General features: G+C 54.4%; 9 protein-coding genes. 2 read left to right on the top strand and 7 right to left on the bottom strand.

Annotated elements, in window-relative coordinates:
* Positions 1-14: 14 nt before the first annotated feature.
* Together AC53GJ_RS13170 and AC53GJ_RS13175 are read right to left on the bottom strand one after the other, a co-directional pair.
* Entirely contained in the window at positions 15-9,044 is a 9,030-nt protein-coding gene (locus AC53GJ_RS13170) for a glycoside hydrolase family 94 protein (protein WP_496728225.1), read from the bottom strand.
* Between the two features lie 218 nt (positions 9,045-9,262).
* The gene (locus AC53GJ_RS13175; RefSeq protein WP_496728227.1) at positions 9,263-9,766 is read right to left on the bottom strand and encodes a glycine zipper 2TM domain-containing protein; all 504 of its coding nucleotides are present in this window, start codon (positions 9,764-9,766) and stop codon (positions 9,263-9,265) included.
* 194 nt (positions 9,767-9,960) lie between these two features.
* Here AC53GJ_RS13175 and AC53GJ_RS13180 point away from each other — a divergent pair, with 194 nt between their 5' ends.
* Positions 9,961-11,901 (top strand): propionyl-CoA synthetase, encoded by a 1,941-nt coding sequence (locus tag AC53GJ_RS13180; protein WP_496728229.1) that lies wholly within the window; start codon positions 9,961-9,963, stop codon positions 11,899-11,901.
* Between the two features lie 185 nt (positions 11,902-12,086).
* Here AC53GJ_RS13180 and AC53GJ_RS13185 read toward each other — a convergent pair whose 3' ends face one another.
* Positions 12,087-13,178 (bottom strand): hypothetical protein, encoded by a 1,092-nt coding sequence (locus AC53GJ_RS13185; RefSeq protein ID WP_496728231.1) that lies wholly within the window; start codon positions 13,176-13,178, stop codon positions 12,087-12,089.
* Positions 13,179-13,985: 807 nt separating this feature from the next.
* Here AC53GJ_RS13185 and AC53GJ_RS13190 point away from each other — a divergent pair.
* The gene (locus AC53GJ_RS13190) at positions 13,986-16,364 is read left to right on the top strand and encodes a TonB-dependent receptor domain-containing protein (protein WP_496728233.1); all 2,379 of its coding nucleotides are present in this window, start codon (positions 13,986-13,988) and stop codon (positions 16,362-16,364) included.
* Between the two features lie 524 nt (positions 16,365-16,888).
* On the opposite strand, the gene AC53GJ_RS13195 is transcribed toward AC53GJ_RS13190, so the two are convergent.
* The 4 genes from AC53GJ_RS13195 to AC53GJ_RS13210 all read right to left on the bottom strand — a co-directional run bounded on the left by AC53GJ_RS13195 (position 16,889) and on the right by AC53GJ_RS13210 (position 22,785).
* Positions 16,889-17,419 carry a cytochrome b gene (locus tag AC53GJ_RS13195; RefSeq protein ID WP_496728235.1) on the bottom strand — a complete coding sequence of 177 codons (531 nt, stop codon included), beginning with the start codon at positions 17,417-17,419 and terminating at the stop codon, positions 16,889-16,891.
* Positions 17,420-17,664: 245 nt separating this feature from the next.
* Positions 17,665-18,885, bottom strand: coding sequence for an ABC transporter permease (locus AC53GJ_RS13200; protein ID WP_496728237.1), 1,221 nt, complete (start codon positions 18,883-18,885; stop codon positions 17,665-17,667).
* Position 18,886: 1 nt separating this feature from the next.
* Positions 18,887-21,664: a ribosome-associated ATPase/putative transporter RbbA gene (rbbA, locus tag AC53GJ_RS13205; RefSeq protein ID WP_496728239.1), complete on the bottom strand. Its 2,778-nt coding sequence runs from the start codon at positions 21,662-21,664 to the stop codon at positions 18,887-18,889.
* A gap of 2 nt (positions 21,665-21,666) precedes the next feature.
* Positions 21,667-22,785 carry an HlyD family secretion protein gene (locus tag AC53GJ_RS13210; RefSeq protein ID WP_496728241.1) on the bottom strand — a complete coding sequence of 373 codons (1,119 nt, stop codon included), beginning with the start codon at positions 22,783-22,785 and terminating at the stop codon, positions 21,667-21,669.
* Between the last annotated feature and the right edge of the window lie 670 nt (positions 22,786-23,455).

The following is a 23,455-nucleotide window of genomic DNA, read 5'->3' on the forward strand; positions in this document are numbered from 1 at the left end:
CCGGCGCGCAACTTTTACTCAGGCAAGGTTAATGCTATCCGAACCTGATGTGGCTGTTGATCGTCCTGTAACCAGATGCCATCGGCTTCGGTTGCAACGCCATCCAGCCACAGCAGCATCTTCCGCCTGGGGCTGGCCATCTCATCGCTGTAAGTAACCGCTTGCTGCTGTTGCGTGAGCTGCAACTGATATTCAGTCGAACCAAAACGATACTGCAACTGAAAACCCGGCCAATGCGCAGGAATACAAGGTGTTATCCGCAGGAAATCCCCCTCACGCTGGATGCCGGCGACAGAGCCGAGGATCAGCTGATACATCCAGCCGGCTGAGCCTGTGTACCAACTCCAGCCAGCACGACCGACATGCTGCGGCGAAGCGTAGACATCAGCCGCCATCACATAAGGTTCAGCCCGGTAAATGGCCACCCTGGCGGCACTATTGCCATGCTGCACCGGGTTGATTAAATTCAGCAACTGATAACAGCGTGCCGGATCGCCCAGTCGGGCAAAAGCCATAGCCGCCCAAATCGCTGCGTGCGTGTACTGACCGCCATTTTCGCGCACGCCTGGCAAATAGCCTTTGATATAACCCGGATCCAGCGTGGATTGATCAAAAGCTGGTGTTAACAATTGCATCAGGCCATCCCTGCGCCTGATCAGTTGGCTGTCCAAAGCATTCATCGCCTGCCACATCCGCGTTGGCTCAGTGGCACCGGATAATACCGCCCAGCTTTGTGCGATTGCATCAATCCGGCATTCACTATTGGCTGCCGAGCCAAGCACAGTGCCATCATCAAAATAAGCCCGCCGGAACCAGTCACCATCCCAGCCATGCAGCTGTAAATTTTGCTGTAATTGCGCGGCGGCTTGCTGACAACGGTCCACAAATGCCAGATCGCCCTGCGCCGTCGCCAGCGGCATAAACTCGTGCAAGACCTGATATAAAAAGAAACCAAGCCAGACACTTTCGCCTTTGCCTTTGACTCCGACTAAATCCATGCCATCGTTCCAATCACCCGATCCCATCAGGGGTAAACCATGCTCACCAAACTTTAAGCCATATTCAATCGCAAGGACACAATGCTGATACAGACTGGCGCTGACCACAGCCCTTTGTGGTAAATCATAATAAGAGGCTTCATCAGCATTCAGCGGCCGACCAGTCAGAAAACCGATGTCGGTTTGCAGGATCAAGGCATCGCCGCTGTGCCGGACATAACGGCAAGTGGTAGCCACCAGCCATAAGTAATCATCAGAACAACGGGTCCGCACACCACGGCCATAAGGCGGGTGCCACCAGTGCTGCACATCGCCGTTCTCGTACTGCCGCGATGCTGCCAGCACAATCTGTTGTTTTGCCAGTTGGGGGTCCGCATGCAGCAAAGCCTGCACATCCTGCAATTGATCGCGAAAGCCAAAAGCACCACCGGACTGATAATACCCACTGCGGGCCCAGAGCCGGCATGCCAGCGTCTGATAAAGCAACCAGCCATTGGCTAATACATTCAGCGCCGGATCTGGCGTTTGCAGTTGTACCCCATGCAGCGTCTGCGCCCAGAATTGTTTCACTTCAAACAGCGCCTGCGCTGCTTCGCCCGTCTGGCGACAGCGTAAAGCCAGCGCCCTGGCATCCGCCAGATCATGACCAGCGCCCAGCCGGAAAATAATCTGCCGCTGCTGACCTGGTGCCAGCGTAAAAGCCAGCTGTATTGCTGCGCATGGATCCAGCGCCGCGCCAACCCGACCTGACAAATGACTGCGACGCATCGCTTCGGGTGCCGCCAGACTGCCATTTCGACCAATAAACTCGGCCCGGTCTGCCGTCAGACTGCGACTGCTGTCATCGACATCAAAAAACGCCACCCGGCCGGAAAATTCACTGTGATAACTGTTGCGGGCAAATAAAGCGCCACTGCTGGCATCAATTTCGGTCACCAGCTGCGCCGCTGTTTTGGCCGCTAAATCACCCAATACCCACTGTACATAGCCAGTAGCAGATATTTTTCTGCGACGGGCCGATTGATTGCGCACTGTTAACACCGAAAATTTAACTTTATCGACTGGGTGCACATACACCAGCAACTGACTCTGGATGGCCCACTCTTCATGTTCAAACTGACTGTAACCAAAACCATGCCGGATCAGATAAGGTTGCCTGCCGCAGCAAGGCCAGGCGGTCGGTGACCAAAAATCACCACTGTCTTCATCGCGCAGATAAAATGCTTCGCCGCCGCTGGCCGCCACACTGTCATCACTCCAGGGCGTCAGCCGGAATTCATGTGCATTTTCGCTCCAGCTGTAAGCCAGGCCACTTTCGGTAATGACAGTGCCAAACTGTGGATTGGCCAGTACATTGGCCCAGGGTAAGGGCGTGGTCTGACTGTGGTTCGTCACCAGACAATACTCACGGCCATCCGGGCTGAAACCACCAATGCCATTGCCCAATTGTAAATCGGCTGGCAACAGAGTGCTGATGGCCGGTGACGGCTGCTGATGAGAAAAACGCTGCGGCTGCAACAAAGCAGTTTGCACCGGTAACAAAGCCCGCCGGTTCAATTGCTCTGCTAAAGTTCCTCGCTGCTCAACCAGAATAGCGCGGGCGACGGCTTGTAATAAAATGCGGTCTTCATTCGGAATTTGCTCCGACATCCGGACAAAAATACCGCCGGGCCTGTCAACCACCTGGGCTTCAGTGCCGGTTGCTATCAATCCCAGGATCTGTTCCTGCAGTTGTTGCCGATAACCGACATGATCTTCATTCCAAATCACCAAATCCACCGCCAGTCCTTTTAACCGCCAGTAGGCATGGCACTGGATTAACTGACGCGCCAGCTCCATCTGGTTGATATCACTGATTTTTAACAACACTATCGGCAAATCACCGGAAATCGCGTACCCCCACAAACCCGCCTGCCCGCGGCGATTTTGCAGCAAAATGCTGGCATCCGCTCTGAGCTGACTGTGGCTGTACAACACAGCACTGGCGAGGCGCCGGTATAACTCGGCATCCGCTTCACTGGCATTGATCTGGCGTAACATCACGGCACTGTGGGTGCCGGCAATATCAAACACCCGATCGGCAAAATGCCGATCCTGATATTTATCCACCAGCGCCAGACATTCAGCCCGGCTGGCAGCAACCCCCGTGATCCAGTCCAAAGTCGCTGTTTGTTCGGCATCTAAAGTAATCAGGCAACGGATCGCCACTATCGGATCCAGCACCGAGCCCTGACTGCCTGACAACGGCAACTGTTCAGCCAGCGCCTGCGGCGCCTGTAAGGTTTGACCCCGGCCGATAAACCGCATCCGGTCGGTTTCATAACTGACAGCCCCGACGGCGGTGCCATTTTGCGCCAATAAATGGAACATCCAGCAGTTCACTTCACCGGCCGAGCGCGGCCGGCGGGTACACAAAATGGCATGCCGCTCCGGCAGAATTTCGGTTTGCACAAACAAATTGCCAAAAGCCGTTTGCATATCATCTGCGGCTGCTGCAGCCAGCACCACTTCGCTGTAACTGGTCAGTTCGACAGTACGGCGACTGCTGGCTCTGTTGGTGATCCGCACCCGCCGCAGTTCGATATCATCTTCGGGCGATACCACAATTTCAGAATAGGTTTCAAAATCATGCTCGCGGCGACGATATTCGGCGCGGCCTTCGGAAAAGACCGCAGCATAACTGTCAGCCTGCACCAGCGTCGGCTGATGCGCAGCTGACCAGAAATAGCCACTGGCTAAGTCACGCACATATAAAAACGAGCCCCAATGATCACGGGTGCCATCTTCCCGCCAGCGGGTCAGCGCCAGTTGATGCCAGTGGCTGTAACCGCCACCGGCATTCGTCAGCATCACATGGTAACGGCCGTTTGACAGCAACTGTACTTCAGGCACCAGGGTGGCCGCGCCGAGGGGTCTTGGGATGGGCAGCACAGGCGCATCAAAAAAGGCGCCGCCTTGCGAATGTTCGGCCACATGGGCATGCACTATCGTCGATTTCGGCACTTTTTCCTGTAATAACAACAAAGTTGCCTGAAATTGCGGATCGGAGGCAAAACGTTTTTGCATTGGCTGGTCCAGCAGCACACTGGCTATCGCCAGCAACGACATGCCCTGATGATGCGCCATAAAAGAACAGACCAGACTACGACTCTGGCCCCGGCTGAGCCGGCTTGGCGTGTAATCAATGGCCTCATAAAAGCCATAGCGACCGGCAGCCCCCTCGGCACTCAGCCGCTGCAGATTCTGGCAAGCAGGGCTGGCATCAACCAGCAACGCCAGCATACTGGCATAAGGTGCAATCACAATATCTTCCGCCAGCCCGCGTTTTAAACCAAGGCCGGGCACGCCAAAGGCGTGATACTGATAATTCTGACTGGCATCCATAGTGCTGAAACCAGATTCGGACACGCCCCAGGGCAAGGATTGCTGCTGGCCGTAAGCGATCTGACGCCGGACTGCTACTCGGCAACTGTGATCCAGCAAAGTGCCGGGATAAGAAGGCATCACCAGCAGCGGCATCAGATATTCAAACATCGACCCGCTCCAGGACACTAACACAGCTGCGCCGGCAGAGCTGGTCAGCAGACGGCCCAGGGCAAACCAGCTTTGTTGCGGCAATTTGCCTTGCGATATCGCGACAAAAGTGGCCAGCCTGGCTTCAGATGCCAACAAATCGTAATAGCTGTTATCCCGGCGAAATTCATCGATATTGTAGCCAACTGCAAGCAAATGCCGGGATTTATCAAATAAGAACTCATACTCCTGATGGGAAAACTCCTGACATTGCTGCTGCAAAGCCTGACCAAGGTTTTGCCGCTGACCCGCTCTGAGCTGCGCACATTGCAGATACTGCAGCCAACTGGCTAATAAATGACGCTGCGACGCGGTTTGCTCTGACTGCAAGGCTGCAGCAAGCTGTGGTAACCAGCTTTGTGTCATTTGCTGTAACTGTACTAATGTTTCTACCTCTGCCATCGCCGCCACACAATGTTGCAACAAAACATGACTGTCCGGCGTGGCTTGTACCGGACTGCTGCGCTGCTCTGCAGCAGGTCCGGTGACAGTCGCACTGCGCTGCGGTCGTTCACCAGAAGCTAACCAGGGACAGAGCCAGCTCAGCTCCGCCAGCAACGCCTGATGCTGTGCCGACCAGGCGCTGAGCCAAAACTGCAGTTCGGTGCCGGCCTGCTCCGTCGGTGGCAAACCCGGCAACACCGGCAACAGCTGATCCTGGCGCTGTAATTGCTCTAAACAACAATAGCTGGCGGTTAAACTGTGCTCGCTTTGACTGGTAGCCATCGCCTGATCCAGCAACTGCTGCTGCCGGACCGACCATAAGCTGAAAGCCTTAGTCACGGTTAAGGACAATTGCTTTTTCTCAGCCTCAAAAGCAGCCTGCACTAATTGCAAACAGGTCAGTAAACCTTGCAGACTTTGCCGGGGCAACAAAGGTTCGGCCGGCAGGCTTTGCAGACCGGCTTTTAACGTCAGCAAATGACCGGCTAAATTACCGCTGTCCACCGCCGAGACGTAGCGCGGGGCCAAGGTCTGCAAACTTTGGGTATCGTACCAGTTACAAAAATGGCCCTGATAACGCTCAAGTTTCGCCAGGGTGGCAAAGGTATCGGTCGTGCGCTGTAACAGCGCGGCCGGACCAATAAAGCCAAAATCATAAGCGGATAAATTCGCCAGCAAAGATAAGCCTATATTGGTGGGCGAGGTGCGGTGCGCCAGCACCGGGCCTGGCTTTTGCTGAAAATTATCCGGTGCCAGCCAGTGCTGCTCTGCTGTGACAAAAGTCTGAAAAAAAGCCCAGGTTTGGCGGGCGCTTTGCCGCAGAAAACTGCGTTGCTCCGGCGCCAGACTCACCGCCTGCCGCTGCAACGGCCGACTGAGCCACCAGGCATACAGCGGCGCCAATGCCCATAACAATAACACCGGTAAGGCTGCTGGTAAGGCGGCCTGTTGCCAACTGCTGAGCAATAACAACATCAGCAGCGCCAGCAAAGGCGAAAGCCACATCCGTTGATAAAAGGACGCCAATTGCGGTTGTGCTACCGATTGAGCTACCGATTGAGCTAGCAATTGAACTACCGGCTGATCCGAGGAGGTCCAGTCTAATAACCGCCTTGGTGCCCACCACTGCCGGTAAAGGCTACAGCCAATGGCATGCAGGCTAAAACCAGCTTCATAGGGCAATACCGCGAGCTTAAAGCTGGCCTCCTGCAACACGCTGCCAATATGCTGGTAAACCGTATGAAAATGGTAACTCCAGCGCACATCGGCATGGCGGCAAAATAAACTGACCGCCGCAATTAACCAGCCAGGCAACAGCAGGAGCCCGCTCACTGTCAGAGTCCACAACAAGGGGCTGCTGGTCGCCAGCCAGCCAAACAGCAACAGACTCAGTAAAGTCGCCGGCACCAGACTGCGGCGTAAATTGTCAAAAATCTTCCAGCGCGATAACAGCGATAACGGATTGCGGACCTCACCATCGCGCAAGGTCGGTACCTTAGGCAGCAGCCAGGCCAGTAATTGCCAGTCGCCCCGGATCCAGCGCTGTTGCCGCTGCACATCCGTCTGGTAACTGGCCGGGTAGTCTTCATACAACTGCACATCACTGAGCAAACCAGAGCGCAGATAGCAGCCTTCAATTAAATCATGGCTCAGGATCCGGTTGTCCGGAAAACGCTGATCCAGCACCCGGATAAAAGCATCGACCTGATAAATACCTTTGCCAACAAAAGAGCCTTCGCCATACATATCCTGATAGACGTCTGACACTGTGCGGGTATAGGGATCAAGCCCGGCTTCGCTGCTAAATAAGCGGGCATAGCCTGAACTGTTGGCTCCGCTGAGGCTGGTCGCCATTCTGGGTTGCAGTAAGCCATAACCGCCCATCACCAGTGGCTTGTCGCTCTGGCCTGGATCTGCGGCAAACCTGGGTTGATTCAGTGGATGTGCCATAGTGGCAATAAATTGGCGGGCGGAATCACGCGGTAACTGGGTGTCCGTATCCAGCGTGATCACATACTGCACCCGGCCAAGGGCCGCCACATCCCCTACCACCAGCGAAAAGTCGGCCAGATCGCTGCCTCTTAACGCATGATTCAGCGCCGCTAATTTGCCGCGTTTACGTTCATAACCCATCCAACGCTCTGCTACCGCATTCCAGAGTCTGGGCCGGTGGAATAATAAAAACCGCGGCGCTTTCACCGCAGTTGGCTGGCTGCTGGCATCCTTGCAGGTTTCAAAAACGCTGGCATAACGTTGATTAAGCTGGCAAATCCCGGCCTGCATCCGGTCAAGTAACCCTTGATCAGCAGACAGGGTTTCGCTGTCCGCATCGGTAAAGTCGGTCAGTAACGCAAAATAAAGATAGGGATCCTGATTGCCCAAAAAACGCACTTCCAGCGCTTCCAGCAAAGCATCTGTCGCTGTCGCGCTGTGCAACAGCGATGGGATCACCACCAGCGTCGCCTCAGTGGCAGGTAAACCCAGGCTAAAATCAAGCCGCGGCAATGGACCGGGCCGGGTCAACAGTGTCGCCAGCCAGTTCACCAGTACCGAGGCCAGTTGACTGCCGGCCAGCAATAACAACAAGGTCAACAGCCCCAGTTGCCAGGGTGCCATGCCCGCCTGCACCGCCTGCCACAGAAAAAGCGTGGTGAAACCGCCTGTTGCAGTCACAATAGCGCCCGCTTGCAGCAAACCGATGAGCCTGGCTTGCTGTTGCTGACTGCGTTGCGGCCACCAGCGCCGGACAGCGGCAGCCTGCAGTAACAAAGCAAAGCCATCATCAATCAGATAATAACCAACATGCGCCTGATAGGCCTGAACACCATGCTGTTGCTGCGCACTGAGCGCCAGATTGATAGCCAGCTGCGCCAGCACCGCCTCTGCCTGGCCACTTTGTTTGGCTAATCTGTCTATCACCTGCCGGTAACAGTCGCGACTGGCAAAAGCCATTTGCCGGTACTGATCCTGCGGATCCTGCAACAGCAGCCGCTCCACCACACTCATTTGCTCGACAAAAACCCGCCAGTCGGAGGCACCAAGAAACCTTAAACTGCCAATGCTATTGCTGATGGAGACTTGATCGGCGGCTTGTTGCTGGGTTTCACTGCGAACCAGCTGTTCAATGGTCTGGCTGGATTCAGCCAGCCGCTGTTCTATCCAGGTCAGCGGCAACGCCAGCGCCGGTCCATGCCCCTGTAACCGCCGCGCCAGTTCAGCCACAAAAGGACTGACCAGCGGCGGTTGTGATCTGGCCATATCGGCAATCACCAGGATCAGGTTTTTTGGATCGCTTTCGGCCATCGTCATCATCTGATCGGCCCAGTTTTGCGCCAGAGCCTGCTGCTGCCTTGCAACGGCAAGCCTTGCACTGACCCGGCGCAGATTTTCCAGCAGCGCCAGCCGTAACATAATCGGAATGGCCCATAATTCACCCAGCGTCAGATCGGTGACGGTTTGATAAGCCAGTACAAAACGACTCAGCGCTTCATCATCGACCCGGCCATCGCCATGCGAAATCACCGTCAACGCCAAATCATACACCCGCGGTAAACCCGCCGAAGGCCCGGTGGCCAGCCTGGGTAATTCCCGGCTGTAACCTTTGGGTAAATGTTGCCGGGCAGTACTGATTTGTTCTTCAATCAGATAAAAATTATCCAATAACCATTCGCCGGCCGGCGCAATACGCTGCCGCGCTTGCACCGCCTGGGTTAACAAACTGCAGATCCTCAGCAGTACCTGTTCATTGTCGGCCAGCCGGCTTAACAGCAGCTCGCTACCGGCATGCGCACTTAACTGATGACTTTGTGCCAGCGCTTTACCGCGCAGTTCCATCTGCTCGGCACTGAGCAGTTGTTCCCGCAGTGGCAATTGCTCTGCCCCCAGTGGGGGGGATTGCCAGCGTTGTTGCCAGTTTTGCAGCCCGCTATGTAGCCAGCTTTGCAGCAAAGATCGCAGGCAGAACCATGGCCGCAGCCAGATGTTGGGTTGTTGCTGCGCAGCAGGCAAAGGTCTGTTGAACTGTTCCATATGATCCCTATGACAACCGACCTTGCAGTCGCGTTGATGATGGCTTGGCCGCAACCTGAGTGATCAGCCTGGCCTGGTGCAGCCAGATAGCCGGCGAGTTGAATGGCCAACTGAATCCGACCCTTCAGTAGTTGCAGTAAAACTATGACGGCAAAGCAACTGTCGCTTGAGTGCGAAGCTGCAAGTCAGTGCTGTGCCGGGGTTTATGCGGTTTGCAGTTAAAGCGCAAACAGCTGGCCGTTGCGAATGCTGACTTTATCGCCGGTGCGTAACTGGCCAATTTGCTGATAATCAAACTGCTGAAAAAAGCCGCCCGCCAGCTCGACAGTGACGCGATAAATTTGCTGGTTATGTGGTTGCTGCTGTTCGATGGCATTACCGGCCACCACGCCCCCGACAATACCGGCACCTGTGGCCAGAGCCCGGCCTGAGCCGCTGCCAAACTGATTGCCCAGCACCCCACCGAGCACTGCACCGAGTAAAGCGCCGCCGCCAGTGCCGCGATCACGCTGGGCAATAATCTGAATACTGCTGACAGTCCCGCGTTGATCTTGCGTCTGGACTTGCTGCTGCACGCCGCTGCGACCCGGACCATAACCACCGCCTGAGCTACAGCCAGTCAGCAGCAAGGTCGTGGTCAGCAAGGAAGCCAGTACCAGTCGCGACAGACCGCCACTGTCCATCAGCCTGTTGATCTTGGCAGTTAACGTTGACATCTTCATCAGACTTGTCCTGTCATGGCAATAAAGTACAAGCCTAACAAGCCGCTGCCAGCCCGTCTGTGCGCCACAGCACCCAGTGCAGCCGCCGCCACCACACCAAACTGTCGGCCCGGTACTAAGCCATAAGTCTAAGTTTCAGCCGCGGCTTTTTTCGCTACAGTAATCGAACAAAAACCAGACGCAGGATCTCAACCATGCACCCGACAGAATCAACAGACCAAGCCAGCCATAGCGCCAGCGGCTACCAGCAACATTATCAGCAGGCGCTGACCGATCCGGTCAGTTTCTGGCAACACCAGGCCGGCAAACTGGCCTGGTATCAAGCACCAACCCAAATCTTGACTCGGCAGGATCCGCATCATTATCAATGGTTTGCCGATGGCAGTCTGAACAGCTGTTATCTGGCGCTGGACCATCATGTCGAGGCCGGTCGTGGCGAGCAGACCGCGCTGATTTTTGATTCCGCCGTCACCGGCAGCCAGCAACAATTCAGTTATGCCGAATTGCTGACAGAAGTCGCGTTATTTGCCGGCGTGTTGCAGGCACAAGGGGTTGGCAAAGGCGATCGGGTGGTGATTTATCTGCCGATGATCCCACAGGCCGCCATTGCCATGCTGGCGGTCGCAAGGCTTGGCGCTGTGCATTCGGTGGTGTTTGGTGGTTTTTCCGCCCACGAACTGGCGCTGCGAATTGACGATGCCAGCCCCAAAGTCATTATCAGCGCTTCCTGCGGTATTGAAATTAACCGCGTCATTGCTTACAAACCGCTGCTGGATGAAGCGCTGCAACAGGCCAGGCACCCGGTGCCCTGCTGCCTGATTTACCAAAGGCCGCAATTACAGGCCGAGTTAGTGGCTGGCCGCGATTTAGACTGGCAACAGCAACTCAGTCAGGCCAGTCCGGCCGCCTGCGTGCCGGTATTAGCCACAGATCCGCTGTATATTCTGTACACCTCCGGCACCACCGGCAAACCCAAAGGCGTGGTGCGGGACAACGGCGGCCATGCCGTGGCGCTCAATTACAGCATGCAGGCCATTTACGACGTCGGCCCGGGCGATGTATTTTTTGCCGCCTCGGATGTCGGTTGGGTGGTTGGCCACTCTTATATTGTGTATGGCCCGCTGTTTGCCGGTTGCACCACAGTCTTGTACGAAGGCAAACCTGTGTTCACGCCGGACGCCAGCGCTTTCTGGCGGCTTTGCGCCCAGTATCAGGTGAAAGTGTTATTCGCCGCGCCAACCGCTTTTCGTGCTATTCGCAAAGAAGATCCGGAGGCGTTATTACAGACCTACGATTTATCCCGACTGAAATATATTTTTATGGCTGGCGAACGGCTGGACCCCGCCACTTATCACTGGGTACGGGAAAAAATTGGCAAAGCTGTCATCGACCACTGGTGGCAAACCGAAACCGGCTGGCCAATCAGCGCCAATCTGGCCGGTATTGAATTACTACCCGCCAAAGCGGGCTCTGCCACAGTGCCGGTGCCCGGTTTTGTGATCGACATTCTGGATGAAAGCGGTCAACCGCAGCCCGCAGGTCAACAAGGTTTTATCGGCTTGAAACTGCCACTACCGCCGGGCTGTTTAACCACCATTTGGGGCAATGACGACCGTTTTGTTGACGGTTATCTGTCCGCCTTTGCTGGTTATTACGCCAGCGGTGACGGCGGTTATCTGGACGAGGACGGTTATCTGTTTGTGATGGGCCGCACCGACGATGTAATTAATGTCGCCGGTCATCGGTTATCGACCGGCGAAATGGAACAAATTGTCGCCAGCCATCCGGCGGTAGCGGAATGTTGTGTCATTGGCATCCACGAACCAATCAAAGGCCAGCAACCGCTGGCGCTGGTGCTGTTAAAAAATGGTGCCGCCATCAGCGAAGCCGAGCTGGAAGCTGAACTGATTGCCCTGGTGCGCCATGAAATCGGCGCGCTGGCCTGCTTTAAAAAAGCCATCGTAGTACCCAGGCTGCCCAAAACCCGCTCCGGCAAAATTTTGCGCAAGTTACTACGCCAAATCAGCGCTGGCGATGAATATACGGTGCCATCGACCATAGACGATCCGGCCTGCCTGCCCGAACTGGCCGCCTTGCTGGCAGAGCGTCAGTTAATTCAGCAGAACTCGGATTAAGCAACCTTTTATCCGTGCTGGTCAGATGAATTTTTCTGCACTGTACTGATGAAGCCGAGTTCTGGTTAATTCAGCAGAACTTGGCTTTATCAGCAAATAATCAAGCTCATCATCTCTGTAAAAAAGCGGCGCTCGTGATCTCGCTAGCGCCGCTTTTTCCGCCACAGTAAAACGATCAACTGCGCTTATTTCACCTGTTCAATCTTCAACTGCTGCTTGTGCTGCACAGTAAAAACTGAACCGCGCGGGTCCAGCGACTGGATACGGTGCGCAGCTTGCAGCCGTTTAAACGAATGCGGTTTGCTCAACTCGATCAGCAAGGCATCACCGGCATCTGTATCATTCACCACCAGCGTCTGCTCCACCACATCAATAGTGGCACCATTTTCCAGGATCTTGTTCAGCACCTTATTGTTAAACTGGGCAGAATCAAACAGCACAGTTCCATCGCGATCAACCACCGCAATGCGGCCACTATCTTCTCTGATCAGCAGACAAGCTGGGTTCGACACACTGCTTAACATATCCACCCTGAATGAAAAATTGGCATCAGGTAACTGCCATCTGGTGTTGTCAGCCAATTTTGCCACTAACTTACGGTCCTGATTGATCACCACCAAACCTTGCGTCATCGCCACGGCCTGATAAATCGGCTGGGAAGCAAAGCTATACTGTTGTTTCACATCGAATTTGTCGCCTGAATAAAACGTCAGTTCACTGACACTACTGGCACCTGTAGAAAATGGCGCCATCACCAGCCCGGACAGATCTGGCGCGACTGACACTTTTCTGTTTTGTGAAGACTGCGGGATCAGCGCCGATTTCACCACACCTTGCAGTGGATCGATAATATGCAGCAGTGTGTCCTTGCTATCTGCCGCTTGTTGCACTTCTAACGCAAATCTGTTGCTGCCGGCAATTTGATGGATATTTTTAACATCCTGATATTCCTTTAAAATTTTACCATCTTTAATTAACACGGCCTGATTCGGCGCCGCTGGGTTGGGCGCAATTTTCAGCGCTGCAACCAGTACATAATTATCCGCTAAGGCCCAAATATGACTGGCTGGCCACTGCAAAGTGACAGTGGACATGCTGATTTGATCAGCAAAAAATTCGACTTGATCCCGCCGGTCCGCTTTAATCACTGCAATTTGATTGCCGTCCAGCACTTTACTCACCACAGCAGCAGAGCCGGCAAAATGTAATTTTTCAGCACTGAGGTTTAAACAACACAAAGCGGTTGAGGCGATGGCTAATTTTACCAATACATTCATCTGATTGTTCCTTCAATGAGAGGTTAAGGGATAGAGCCCAACACAGTGTCTGCGGTCCAGCTTAATTCGCCGGCAGAGACTGTTGTCGTTTGACAAAAATAAAGTTCCGGCAGCGTATTTGCCGGCAAAGGCAACATGGTTAACACAGCTCAACTTAACCACAAACCAGACAAGAAAGACCATAGACCATAGACCGTGACAAAACGTCACAGCGCACTGCTGAGCTGGCAGCTGTTTAATTTTTCAACCATTGACTCTCACTCCTTGCAATGCTCCACAGGTCCGTCTGTTTCATGTCGCCGCAGCTTCGCTGTATCAATAAGCGAAAAAACTGTCATCATTAAAATTTTATCAACATCAAATGTCAACTTGATAACAAATAAAGATGTGATAAATAACAGATAAACACCGCAAAAATGCTCCTTTATGCCTGCCAGCCTGCCCCAGCGCTGCGCTCTGGGTTCTGGGTTGGGCTGGGCTGGGCGTTACACGCCGAGCTTAGCCCGCCGAGCCAGCGCCAGCCGTAGCGCCTGATTTGGCTGCACAACCTGATGTGATGGTCTGCTCCCGCCTCGGCATCAATCTGCCATCACCGGCTGGCTACATAGCTGGATGCCAGCGCAGCGCAGGCGCGTCAGACCGCCGCATCCCCTTGTCGCCGCCACCACAGCCAGGTCTGATCAGTCAACTTATTGTTTAAAATTCAATCATGTATGACAAATCAATGACCATCACAACTTGCAATCGCAAATGATAATAATTATCATCCGCGCGCTTTTTTATGCAAACTCAACTTTGGAACCTCTGATGAAACTGCTTCAATTATCCAGCGCTATCGCCACTATCCTGGCCACCAACCTCAGCAGCCTTGCCTGCGCCGCCGAACTGCCGCGTAAACCAACTGCACAGGACAAAGACATCGAAGTGATCTATGTGCATGGTAGACAACAAAAAATAGCTGAGATCCAGTACAGTAAAGGCATTTCCAATGCCGATATTTTTAGTGGCAACCCCGCCATTGACAGCAATAACCTGCGCAACGAAGCCGGTGCGCTCGATATTGGCATCCGTGGTGTGCAGGGCGAAGGCCGGGTGCAGATTTTTATCGACGGTACTTTACAATCGACCCATACCAACCGCGGTTATATGGGCAGCTCGGATCGCAGTTATATCGACTCAGAGCTCATCAGCCAGCTGGATGTGGAAAAAGGTGCCACCAGCCGTGGCTCGGTATTTGGCGCCGGTGCCATCGGCGGCACTGTCAATATCCGCACCCTCGGCACGGCCGATATTCTGACCGCAGGCCAGAGCGCCGGCGCCCTGATCAAGCTAAAAACGCATAACAATAACCGGATGCCAGACGTCAGCGGCGATTTTCAGCAGCAAAGTTTTTACCAGGTTGGCAGCGAACAAGGCGTGCTCGATTTTCGCGGTGGCAGCGCCACTGTTGCCACCGCGCTGCAGCAAGACAAATGGTATGCCGTGGCTGCAATGAGCCAGAAAAAAGCCGGCAACTATTTTGCCGGTGAGCATGGTTTTGACAACTTTGTGCAGCGCCACAAAAACTATGATGAACTGCCGCCGGTGGATCGCAATGGCGAAGTGGTGAATACCAGCTTTGAAAGTAAGTCTTATCTGGCCAAATTCGGTTTTCAGTTGAGCGACGCGCATCTGCTGGAACTGAACAGCCGGCTGCACCGGCAGGAGGCAGGCGAAATGCTGGCCAGTTACTGGTATAAACTACGGGCCGGCGAAGAAAAACTCTGGTCTGAGCTAGATAGCAAAGGCAAAAAAGTGTGGAAATCGGCAAAAATTCCCGCTGGCGTTGCGCTGATGCCGCAGTGGAAACCCGGCACCGCCGAAGTGGACAGCCATAACTTACTGTATAACTTTGCGCCGCAGGGCAATGCGCTGGTCAATGCCAAACTGAACCTGTGGCACACCGCGGCCGATCTGGAGCAATACAATGCCCTGGGCAGCAATCTCGGACCAAACGCCGGCCAGTATTTTCACCGTTATCACAATAACCGCAGCGGCCTGGGTCTGTATAACAGCTCGACGCTGGCACTGGCCGACAGTGCCACAGTCACGCTGCTGTATGGTTTGTCGCGCCAGACCGAAGATCTGAAACCGGCCGCCAACTGGCTGGCTGATTTTAAACGACCCAACACACCGGCCGACTGGAAAACCAGCCCGACCACGCGCCATGGCCGCCAGCTGAAACAAAGTGTGTTTGCCAATGCCCAAATCGACTGGGAGCCGGTTGATCTGGCGCTCAACCTCAATCACCACGATTCGGTGAATACCGACCATCAGACCGGGCAACGGCTGGATTTTAAGCCAAAAACGGATCTGACACTGCTGGCCGGTTATCAGCTGTTCAGCCAGACTCGCCTGTTTGTGAAATACAGCAGCGCCTATCGGATGCCAAGCCTGTACGAATCGACGGTGTCCAATGAAGTGTTTTCATATTCGCCGGATTATCCGCTATCACCGGAACATAGCCTGTCATATGAAGCCGGGCTGGAACAGCAGTTCGAGCAGCTCGTGACAAGCCAGGATCAGCTGCAACTGAAGCTGAGCTATTTCCATACCCGGATTAACCAGATGATCGCCACCGGCTTTTTACCCAGCAAAGCCGCCGATGCCAGCCGCTGGGATCAGGTGTTCAGCTTTACCAACTACGACAAATTTATCCTGCCAGGCGCCGAACTGGAGCTGAATTACCGTCAGCAGAACTGGTACAGCCGCGCCGCTTATAGCTATTATACCGACGTCGAAATGTGCTCGGCGCTGGTGGCAGCCGCTGAAAAAGTACCGACCTGTAATCAGACCGGTTTTTCCGGTAGCCTGACGCCGCTGCGTATTCCACCGAACAAAAAATGGTTGCTCAGTGTCGGCCACAGCTGGTTAGAAGGTCAGTTAGATACCGGACTGACCTACCATGGCCATAGCAGCAAAAATCACCCGGGCGGCTTCCTGGCCGGCACGGCAGTGAAAGCATTAAAGCGGATCCCGGCAGGTTATCAGATTGATTTATATGCCAATTACCGCTTTAACCAGCAGTTTTCCGCCTTCGCCACCATCAATAACCTGACCGACAGATACAAAGTGTCCACCGGTTCAGTGGTCGCCATGCCAGAACCAGGTCGCACCATCACACTGGGCGCAGAAATAAAGTTCTAAGCAAAGGCGCAAAGGCTGGCACTTAGTTCAGCAAGCCTTTGCGCTTAGTGCCAAACCGCAGGTTTGATTAAGGTGCAGGCGAGTCAGACCTTGGCCATCGCAACACAAGGAAATGATTGAATAAAACCGCCAGCCACGTATAGTAGAAAGGCTTTGGCAGCAAGCCCCTCAGCTCTTTAAAAATTAGTAAGCAAACTGCTAAATAAATAGCTGATTTTGTTCCGAAAATCATATCAAGAAATTTTGGCTCTAACCTTTTGTTTTTATTGAAATAAAAAACGAGTTGGAGCCAAAGCACCGCCCCGCTGAATTAGGGGATTAAGACTTTTGGTTTGAGCTTGTATTCTTGTGTCGGTTGCCAAAGCACCGCCCCGCACAATGTCGGGATGGCCTGCGGCCGACCCCGACCTACCCGATCTTTAGCTGCTCATTTCAGTTGATGCCAAGCTATCGTAGATACTCTGACTCAGCCGCAGGCTAGTCAGACAATGGCAGCCATCACCCATCAACCACAGTACCCAGGCTTATTTGCGCCATGACATCCGGCTTATGGTATTGTCATGCACCAGGTGCTGATGATAAAGCGCGGCCAGAATATGCAGTCCGATCAAGAAGTAACCTGCGCTTGCCAGGCTTTCGTGGCAGAATTCGAAGAATTCGGCGCTGGCCGGATCGGCGGAGATCAAGGCGGGCAGTTGCAGGCCCAGCAAGGAAATTTGTTTGCCTTCGGCCGATAACAGCAGCCAGCCAAGCAGTGGCATCAGCAGTAAAAAACCGTAGATCAACAAATGTGTCAGCGCCGCCAGTTGATGTTGCCAGGCAGGTGGGGTTGGTACGATCGGCGGATAAGGCTGCCGAATTCGATTGAGCAGCCGCAGCACAGTGAAGACTAAAATGACCAAGCCAAATAAATAATGGCAGGCTTTCATCAACTCCCTGGGCTCCGAGCCGCGCTCAAATACCCCTTTAAATTCCATACTGGCGTAGGCCGCCACAATCAGCAAAAAACTCAGCCAATGCAGGGCTTTGGTCAACCCGGAATAATGATGTTGCATCTGTTGCTCCTTGCCAGCAGCGCTGGCTGATTTACAAATTATTGGTATTACCGCTTCAGCTTTGGCTGCGGTTAGCTTAAAAACTAAAGCTGAAGACATCCTTAAATCACAAGTGCATAGTACTGATTGCGCCGCCCCCATGTCGGCGGATCATGTCGGGATGGCCTGCGGCCGACCCCGACCTACCCGATCTATCGCTGCATATTTCAGTTGATGCCAAACCGCCGCAGGTCCGTCAACTACCCCTACACCGCCGTCAGCGACTGACGAAAGCGTTGCAGTGATAGCATAAAAAGCACCACGCCAATCAGCAGCATCCAGCACAGCGGTTGCCACACCAGCGCAAAATCGGCACCGCGATATAAAATGCCCTGCGCGGCCGCCACAAAATGGGTGGTGGGAGCCAGTAACATCAGTTGCTGAATAAATTCCGGCATACTTTCGCGCGGCGTCACCCCGCCCGATAACATTTGCAGCGGCAGTAAGGTCATAATCAGCAATAAACCAAACTGCGGCATCGATTTCGTTACAGTCGCCATAAAAATACCCAGCGAAGTGGTGGCAAATAAATGCACTAAGGCACAGAGCGCAAATAACGGCACCGAGCCCGCCACTTGCACCTGCAGCACATACTCAATCACGCCGTATAACGACAATACCGTGACTGTCAGCACCACCAGTGCCATCGACCAGATTTTCGCCAGCATAATTTCGGCCGGACTGACCGGCATCACCAGTAAATGCTCAATAGTGCCGTGTTCGCGCTCGCGAATAAGCGCAGCCCCGGTCAGCACAATCGAAATCAGCGTCACGGCATTAATCACTTCCATCAGCGAGCCAAACCAGCTGCCACTTAAGGTTGGATTAAACCTGGCCCGCAGCACTAAATCGACTTTAGGCTCGCTATTGCTGCTAAAACCAGCCAGAAAACGCTGCGTTTCCTGATTGACGATGCGGTCGATATATAAATTGCCGGAAAAAGCCTGGCTCATCCGGGTGGCATCAATACTGAGCTGAATTTTCGGCGCACTGTGCTGCGCCCGCCCTGCCAGCAACTGCTGCTGAAAATCCGGCGGGATTGTCAGCACAAAGGTATATTGACCACGGTCCAGCGCCAAATCCGCTTCGGCCTGGCTAATCAGTTCAGGTTTCAGAAAATGCGGCGGATAAAATGCATCCCGCAGCCGTTGCGATAACGCCGACTGATCTAAATCGACAATTGCCAGCGGTGCTTTATGTAAAGTTTCCGGCATGGCGGTGCCAGCGACATAAATATTCAGGCTAAAAGAGTACAAAATCAGCAGCAGCATCACCGGATCCCGCCACAAGCTCCATAATTCTTTGCCACCCAGCCGGTAAATCCGGTCCAGACTTTGCCAGCAGCGCCACAAGACTTGCCCTTTGCGGCGAGGCGGTGTCGAACTCGGGGTCGGTGTCGAACTCGGGGTGGAGAGAGGTGCCGTCATCTCAGCGCTCCTGTTTTGGTAATAACGCCATCGCCAGCAGCAACACCACAGGCCCGGCCAGCATGATGGCCAGCAGATCCGGCGCCAGCTCAGTCAAACCTAAGCCTTTGTTAAACACACCACGGCTGATGGTCAGAAAATGGCTGACCGGATGCAGCTCGCCAATCAGCCGGCCGCTGCCTTCCAGCGACGACACAGGGTCAATCATGCCGGCAAACTGAATCGACGGGATCATGGTGCCCAGCACCGCAATCACAATGGCCGACACCTGGCTGTTGGTAAAGCTGGAGGCCAGCAGGCCAAAACCAGTGGCAAAAATTACAAAAGCAAAGGCACTCCCCAGATAAAAGCCGAGCGAGCCGGTGAGCTGCACCTGAAATAACCAGCGTGCCAGCAGTAACATCAGGCCAAAACTCACCAGCGCCATGGCGATATACGGCAGCTGTTTGCCAAGCAGAAACTCAGCCCGGCTGGCTGGCGTGACATATAAATTAATCATTGAGCCCAGCTCTTTTTCCCGCACCACCGACAACGCCGTCAGCACCGCCGGGATCATCAGCAGCAACATCGGGATCACCGCTGGCACTATCGCCACTAAACTGCGCACATCCGGGTTGTAACGATAACGCGGCTCCAGCAACGAAACCGGCACTGTCACATCCTGCTGACTGGCCTGTTGCGCCAGCCATAACTGATGCATGCCATACACATACCCCTGCATGGTTTCGGCCCGCTTTGGCATAGCGCCATCCAGCCAGGCTGCTACAACCACCGGGCTGCCGCGCTCAAGATCACGGCCAAAATTCGGCGGTATTTCCAGCGCCAGGCTGATTTGATTGGCTTGCATCTGTTGATCAAGCTGCGCCAGACTGGTCAGCGCCGGCTGCTCAGCAAAATAACGCGACCCGGCCAGTTGTTGCACGTAAGTGCGGCTTTTCACGCTCTGATCATGGTCCAGCACGGCAAACCGGATATCAGCCACATCCATGGTAATGCCAAAGCCGATCACCACCATCAGCAGCAAACTGCCAAGCAGCGCCATCACAGCGCGGATCGGATCGCGGCTTAATTCCAGACTTTCCCGCCGGGTCAGTGCCCATAACCGCCGCAGACTAAACAGCTGCACCGGCGGCGGCTCGGCCTGGTGCTGTTGGTTTGAATTTGCTTGCGCAGTGTCCGCCGCAGCTTCTGCAGCGGCCGGTAACTGCGCATCGGCACCGGCGGCGCGCAAATACTGAATAAAGGCCTGCTCCAGCTCAGCAGTCCCACCCCCGCCAGCAATGGCTGTGGGCGTATCACTGATCAGCACTTTACCGGCGTGCATCAGCGAAATGCGATCACAGCGCATGGCTTCATTCATAAAATGGGTGGAAATAAAAATCGTCACCTGATCACGGTGCGCCAGCTCCAGCATCAGTTGCCAGAACTGGTCCCGCGCCACCGGATCAACGCCTGAGGTCGGTTCGTCTAAAATCAGCAGATCCGGCTGATGCACCATCGCCACCGCCAGCGACAAGCGTTGCCGCATGCCCAGCGGCAGTTGGTCCGGTAATTGCTCAGCCTGCGCCGTTAACCCAAAGCGCTGTTGCATGGCGTGCACCCGCGCTTCGATGTGCTCTGGCGCAACGCCAAATAACCGGGCATGTAGCTGTAAGTTTTGCCGCACCGTCAGTTCGGCATACAGCGAAAACGCCTGCGACATATAACCAACCCGACGCCGTAACGCCAGATCACCGGCCGCCAGCTTTTCGCCAAATAACCAGGCCTCGCCTGAAGTGGCCGCCAATAAACCGGTCAGCATTTTCATAGTGGTGGATTTACCACAGCCATTCGAGCCTAAAAAGCCAAAAATCTCACCGCGACGGATCTGAAAACTGACCTGATCGACCGCGGTAAAATCACCAAATTGCATACTTAATTGCTGCGCTTCGATGGCAATCTCAGTCGAAGGTTCGAGTGCTGGCACAGCCGCAAGCGGCGTGGTGTTCGAAGGACCGGCCGCTTCAGCGCTGGTGTTGGGTAACAACCGGATAAAAGCCTGCTCCAGATCCTGCGTCTGGCTGCGCTGATAAATTTCCGCCGGGCTGCCACTGGCCAGAATGTCGCCCTGATGCATTAGCAGCAACTGGTCAAACTGGCTGGCTTCATCCATATAAGCGGTGGCCACCAGCACGGTCAGCTGCGGCCTTTGTTGCCGGATGCGGCTGATTAATTGCCAGAACTGACTGCGCGCCAAGGGATCAACCCCGGTGGTGGGTTCATCTAAAATCAGCAGATCCGGATCATGAATAAGCGCACAGCATAAACCGAGTTTTTGTTTCATCCCGCCGGACAATTTACCGGCGGGTCGCGCTAAAAATGGCGCCAAGCCGGTAGCCTGGGTCAACTGCAAAATGCGAAGCTGGGCTTGTACCTGAGAATGGCCAAATAAACTGGCAAAAAACTGCAGATTTTCCGCCACCGACAAAGTCGGATACAGGTTTTTGCCCAGCCCCTGCGGCATATAAGCAATGCGCGGGCAGATGCGGTTGCGGTGCGCCTTTTGTTGCATATCGCCGCCCAGCACCTGCAACTTGCCCTGTTGCAGCTTTTTCGCGCCTGCTAGTAGCGCCAGCAAGGTCGATTTACCGACCCCGTCTGGCCCAATCACGCCAATGATCTGGCCGCTGTTAAAACGCAGACTGATGTTGCCAAGCGCCTGCATCTTGCCGTAGCTGTGGCGAATGCCACTCGCTTCGACGACTGCTAGCGCGGATGCACTCTGAGTGACCTGCTGCATCGTTATTGCACCAGCGGCGGTAACTCAGCAGGCCAGCTGTGGCTGGCATCCAGCCGCACCCAAACCACGCCGGGCAGACCGGTTTTCACTTGCTGAATATGCTTTTGCAACAAGTCAGCCGGAATTCTGGCTTTAACCCGGAACATCATTTTTTCCCGTTCACTGGCGGTTTCCACCGTTTTTGGCGTGAACTGCGCCACATCTGCGATATAACTGATGCTGGCCGGAATAGACCACTGCGGCAGCGCATCAACAATAATTCGGGCCTCACTTTGCAACGTCAGTTGACCGGCATAACGGGTTGGCAGAAAAAACGTCATATACACATCGGTCAGATCGAGCAAATTCAGCACCCGGCCACCGGCAGCGATCACTTCGCCCGGTTGCACTACCCGGTATTGAATACGGCCAGCTTTGGGGGCAAATAATTCGGTTTCTTTTAATTCAACTTCTAACCGCTGCACGCCCGCCGCTGCTGCTTCCTGGCTGGCTTTTGCTGCCAGCACCTGAGTCTGGGCGGCATGAATCGCGGCCTGATTGGCCTCAAGTTGCGCCTCGGCTGATGCAATGGCGGCATTGGCGGTTTTCACTGCCGTTTGCTGATCTTCGGCGCTTTGGGCTGACACAGCGCCGGTTTTCACCAGCGCTTCAGTGCGCCGGGCCCGGCTGCTGGCACCATCCGCTTCTGAGCGGCGCTGTAATAACAAGGCTTCTAACGCATGGCGCTCGCCCTGACGCTGCTGTACCAGACTCTCAGCATTGGCAATCTGGGTATCGACCTGGCGCAATTGCGCTTTGGCCTGCTCCAGCGCGGCCTGATGCGCCGCCGGATCTATTTTCGCCAGTAACTGCCCAGCCGCGACAAAATCTCCTTCGTTGACCAGAATTTCACTGACCCTTCCGGCAATTTTCGAGGCGATGGCCACTTCAGTGGCTTCAATCCGGCCATTGGCCTGCTGAAAAGCCAGCAATGCCGGATCCGGTTGCCACCAGGACCGGCCAAACCAGCCCACCGCCGCCAGCAACACGAACGCCGTAGCGCCAAAGCCAAAGCGCTGGGTGCTGATAAAAGGTGCAGGCGGCTTGTTGTTGCTTGCGGTCGTCGCAGGTTGAACTGTCATGTTGTGCTCCATAAATACAATTGCGGCGGTTGCGCTGCCACCGCTAAGTCTGACGGTTGCGGGCAGCCAATGCTGTCGGCTATGCCGCTTAACAAAGCGCCTAAGATAAGCGAAGCGGCAAAAACCGGTGTTGTTCTGCATCAATAAAAGCTGTTACAGGTCAGACCTTTTACAAGGGTTCCAAGCTTTGCTGCTCAGGGCTGGTCGCAATATTCATCCATCGCACCTGTCGGACTGCCCGGCCAGCCGGTCGAGTCCGACCTACTAAAATTTAATTAAATCCGTTGGTTGAAATATTGACCTGTATGCACTGAACGCAAATTCGTAGGTTGGACTCGACCAACTGCAAAGCAGTTGGGCAGTCCAACGCTTGGCGTCCAACGCTGGCGTCCAACGCTTGGCGGCCAGCAACTAAGTGACTTCAAGCGTTTTTGCTGTAACTGATCCTGGCCAGCCAGCAACAACTTTTGTTGCTGTTGCTGTAAGTGACCGACCAGCGGATGTCTGGCAGCAGGATCGATAATCGAACACAAATCGTTGGATTGTGGCACGTATCGCGCTGACCTTACTTGTGCTCGCAGTTGATATTGGTCCAAAGTTCGTGATAAGCACAGCAAAAGGCTTATTCACTCAGAACGGGCTACGCTCAGTCGGACCTGCAAGAGGCTAC

This window comes from Rheinheimera sp. B2H12, from assembly GCF_059620065.1.

Excerpts from the sequence above, each read along its gene's own strand:
- rbbA (WP_496728239.1), bottom strand. The coding sequence starts at position 21,664 with ATGCAGCAGGTCACTCAGAGTGCATCCGCGCTAGCAGTCGTCGAAGCG.
- AC53GJ_RS13195 (WP_496728235.1), bottom strand. The coding sequence starts at position 17,419 with ATGCAACATCATTATTCCGGGTTGACCAAAGCCCTGCATTGGCTGAGT.
- AC53GJ_RS13210 (WP_496728241.1), bottom strand. The coding sequence starts at position 22,785 with ATGACAGTTCAACCTGCGACGACCGCAAGCAACAACAAGCCGCCTGCA.
- AC53GJ_RS13180 (WP_496728229.1), top strand. The coding sequence starts at position 9,961 with ATGCACCCGACAGAATCAACAGACCAAGCCAGCCATAGCGCCAGCGGC.
- AC53GJ_RS13185 (WP_496728231.1), bottom strand. The coding sequence starts at position 13,178 with ATGAATGTATTGGTAAAATTAGCCATCGCCTCAACCGCTTTGTGTTGT.
- AC53GJ_RS13200 (WP_496728237.1), bottom strand. The coding sequence starts at position 18,885 with ATGACGGCACCTCTCTCCACCCCGAGTTCGACACCGACCCCGAGTTCG.
- AC53GJ_RS13175 (WP_496728227.1), bottom strand. The coding sequence starts at position 9,766 with ATGAAGATGTCAACGTTAACTGCCAAGATCAACAGGCTGATGGACAGT.
- AC53GJ_RS13190 (WP_496728233.1), top strand. The coding sequence starts at position 13,986 with ATGAAACTGCTTCAATTATCCAGCGCTATCGCCACTATCCTGGCCACC.
- AC53GJ_RS13170 (WP_496728225.1), bottom strand. The coding sequence starts at position 9,044 with ATGGAACAGTTCAACAGACCTTTGCCTGCTGCGCAGCAACAACCCAAC.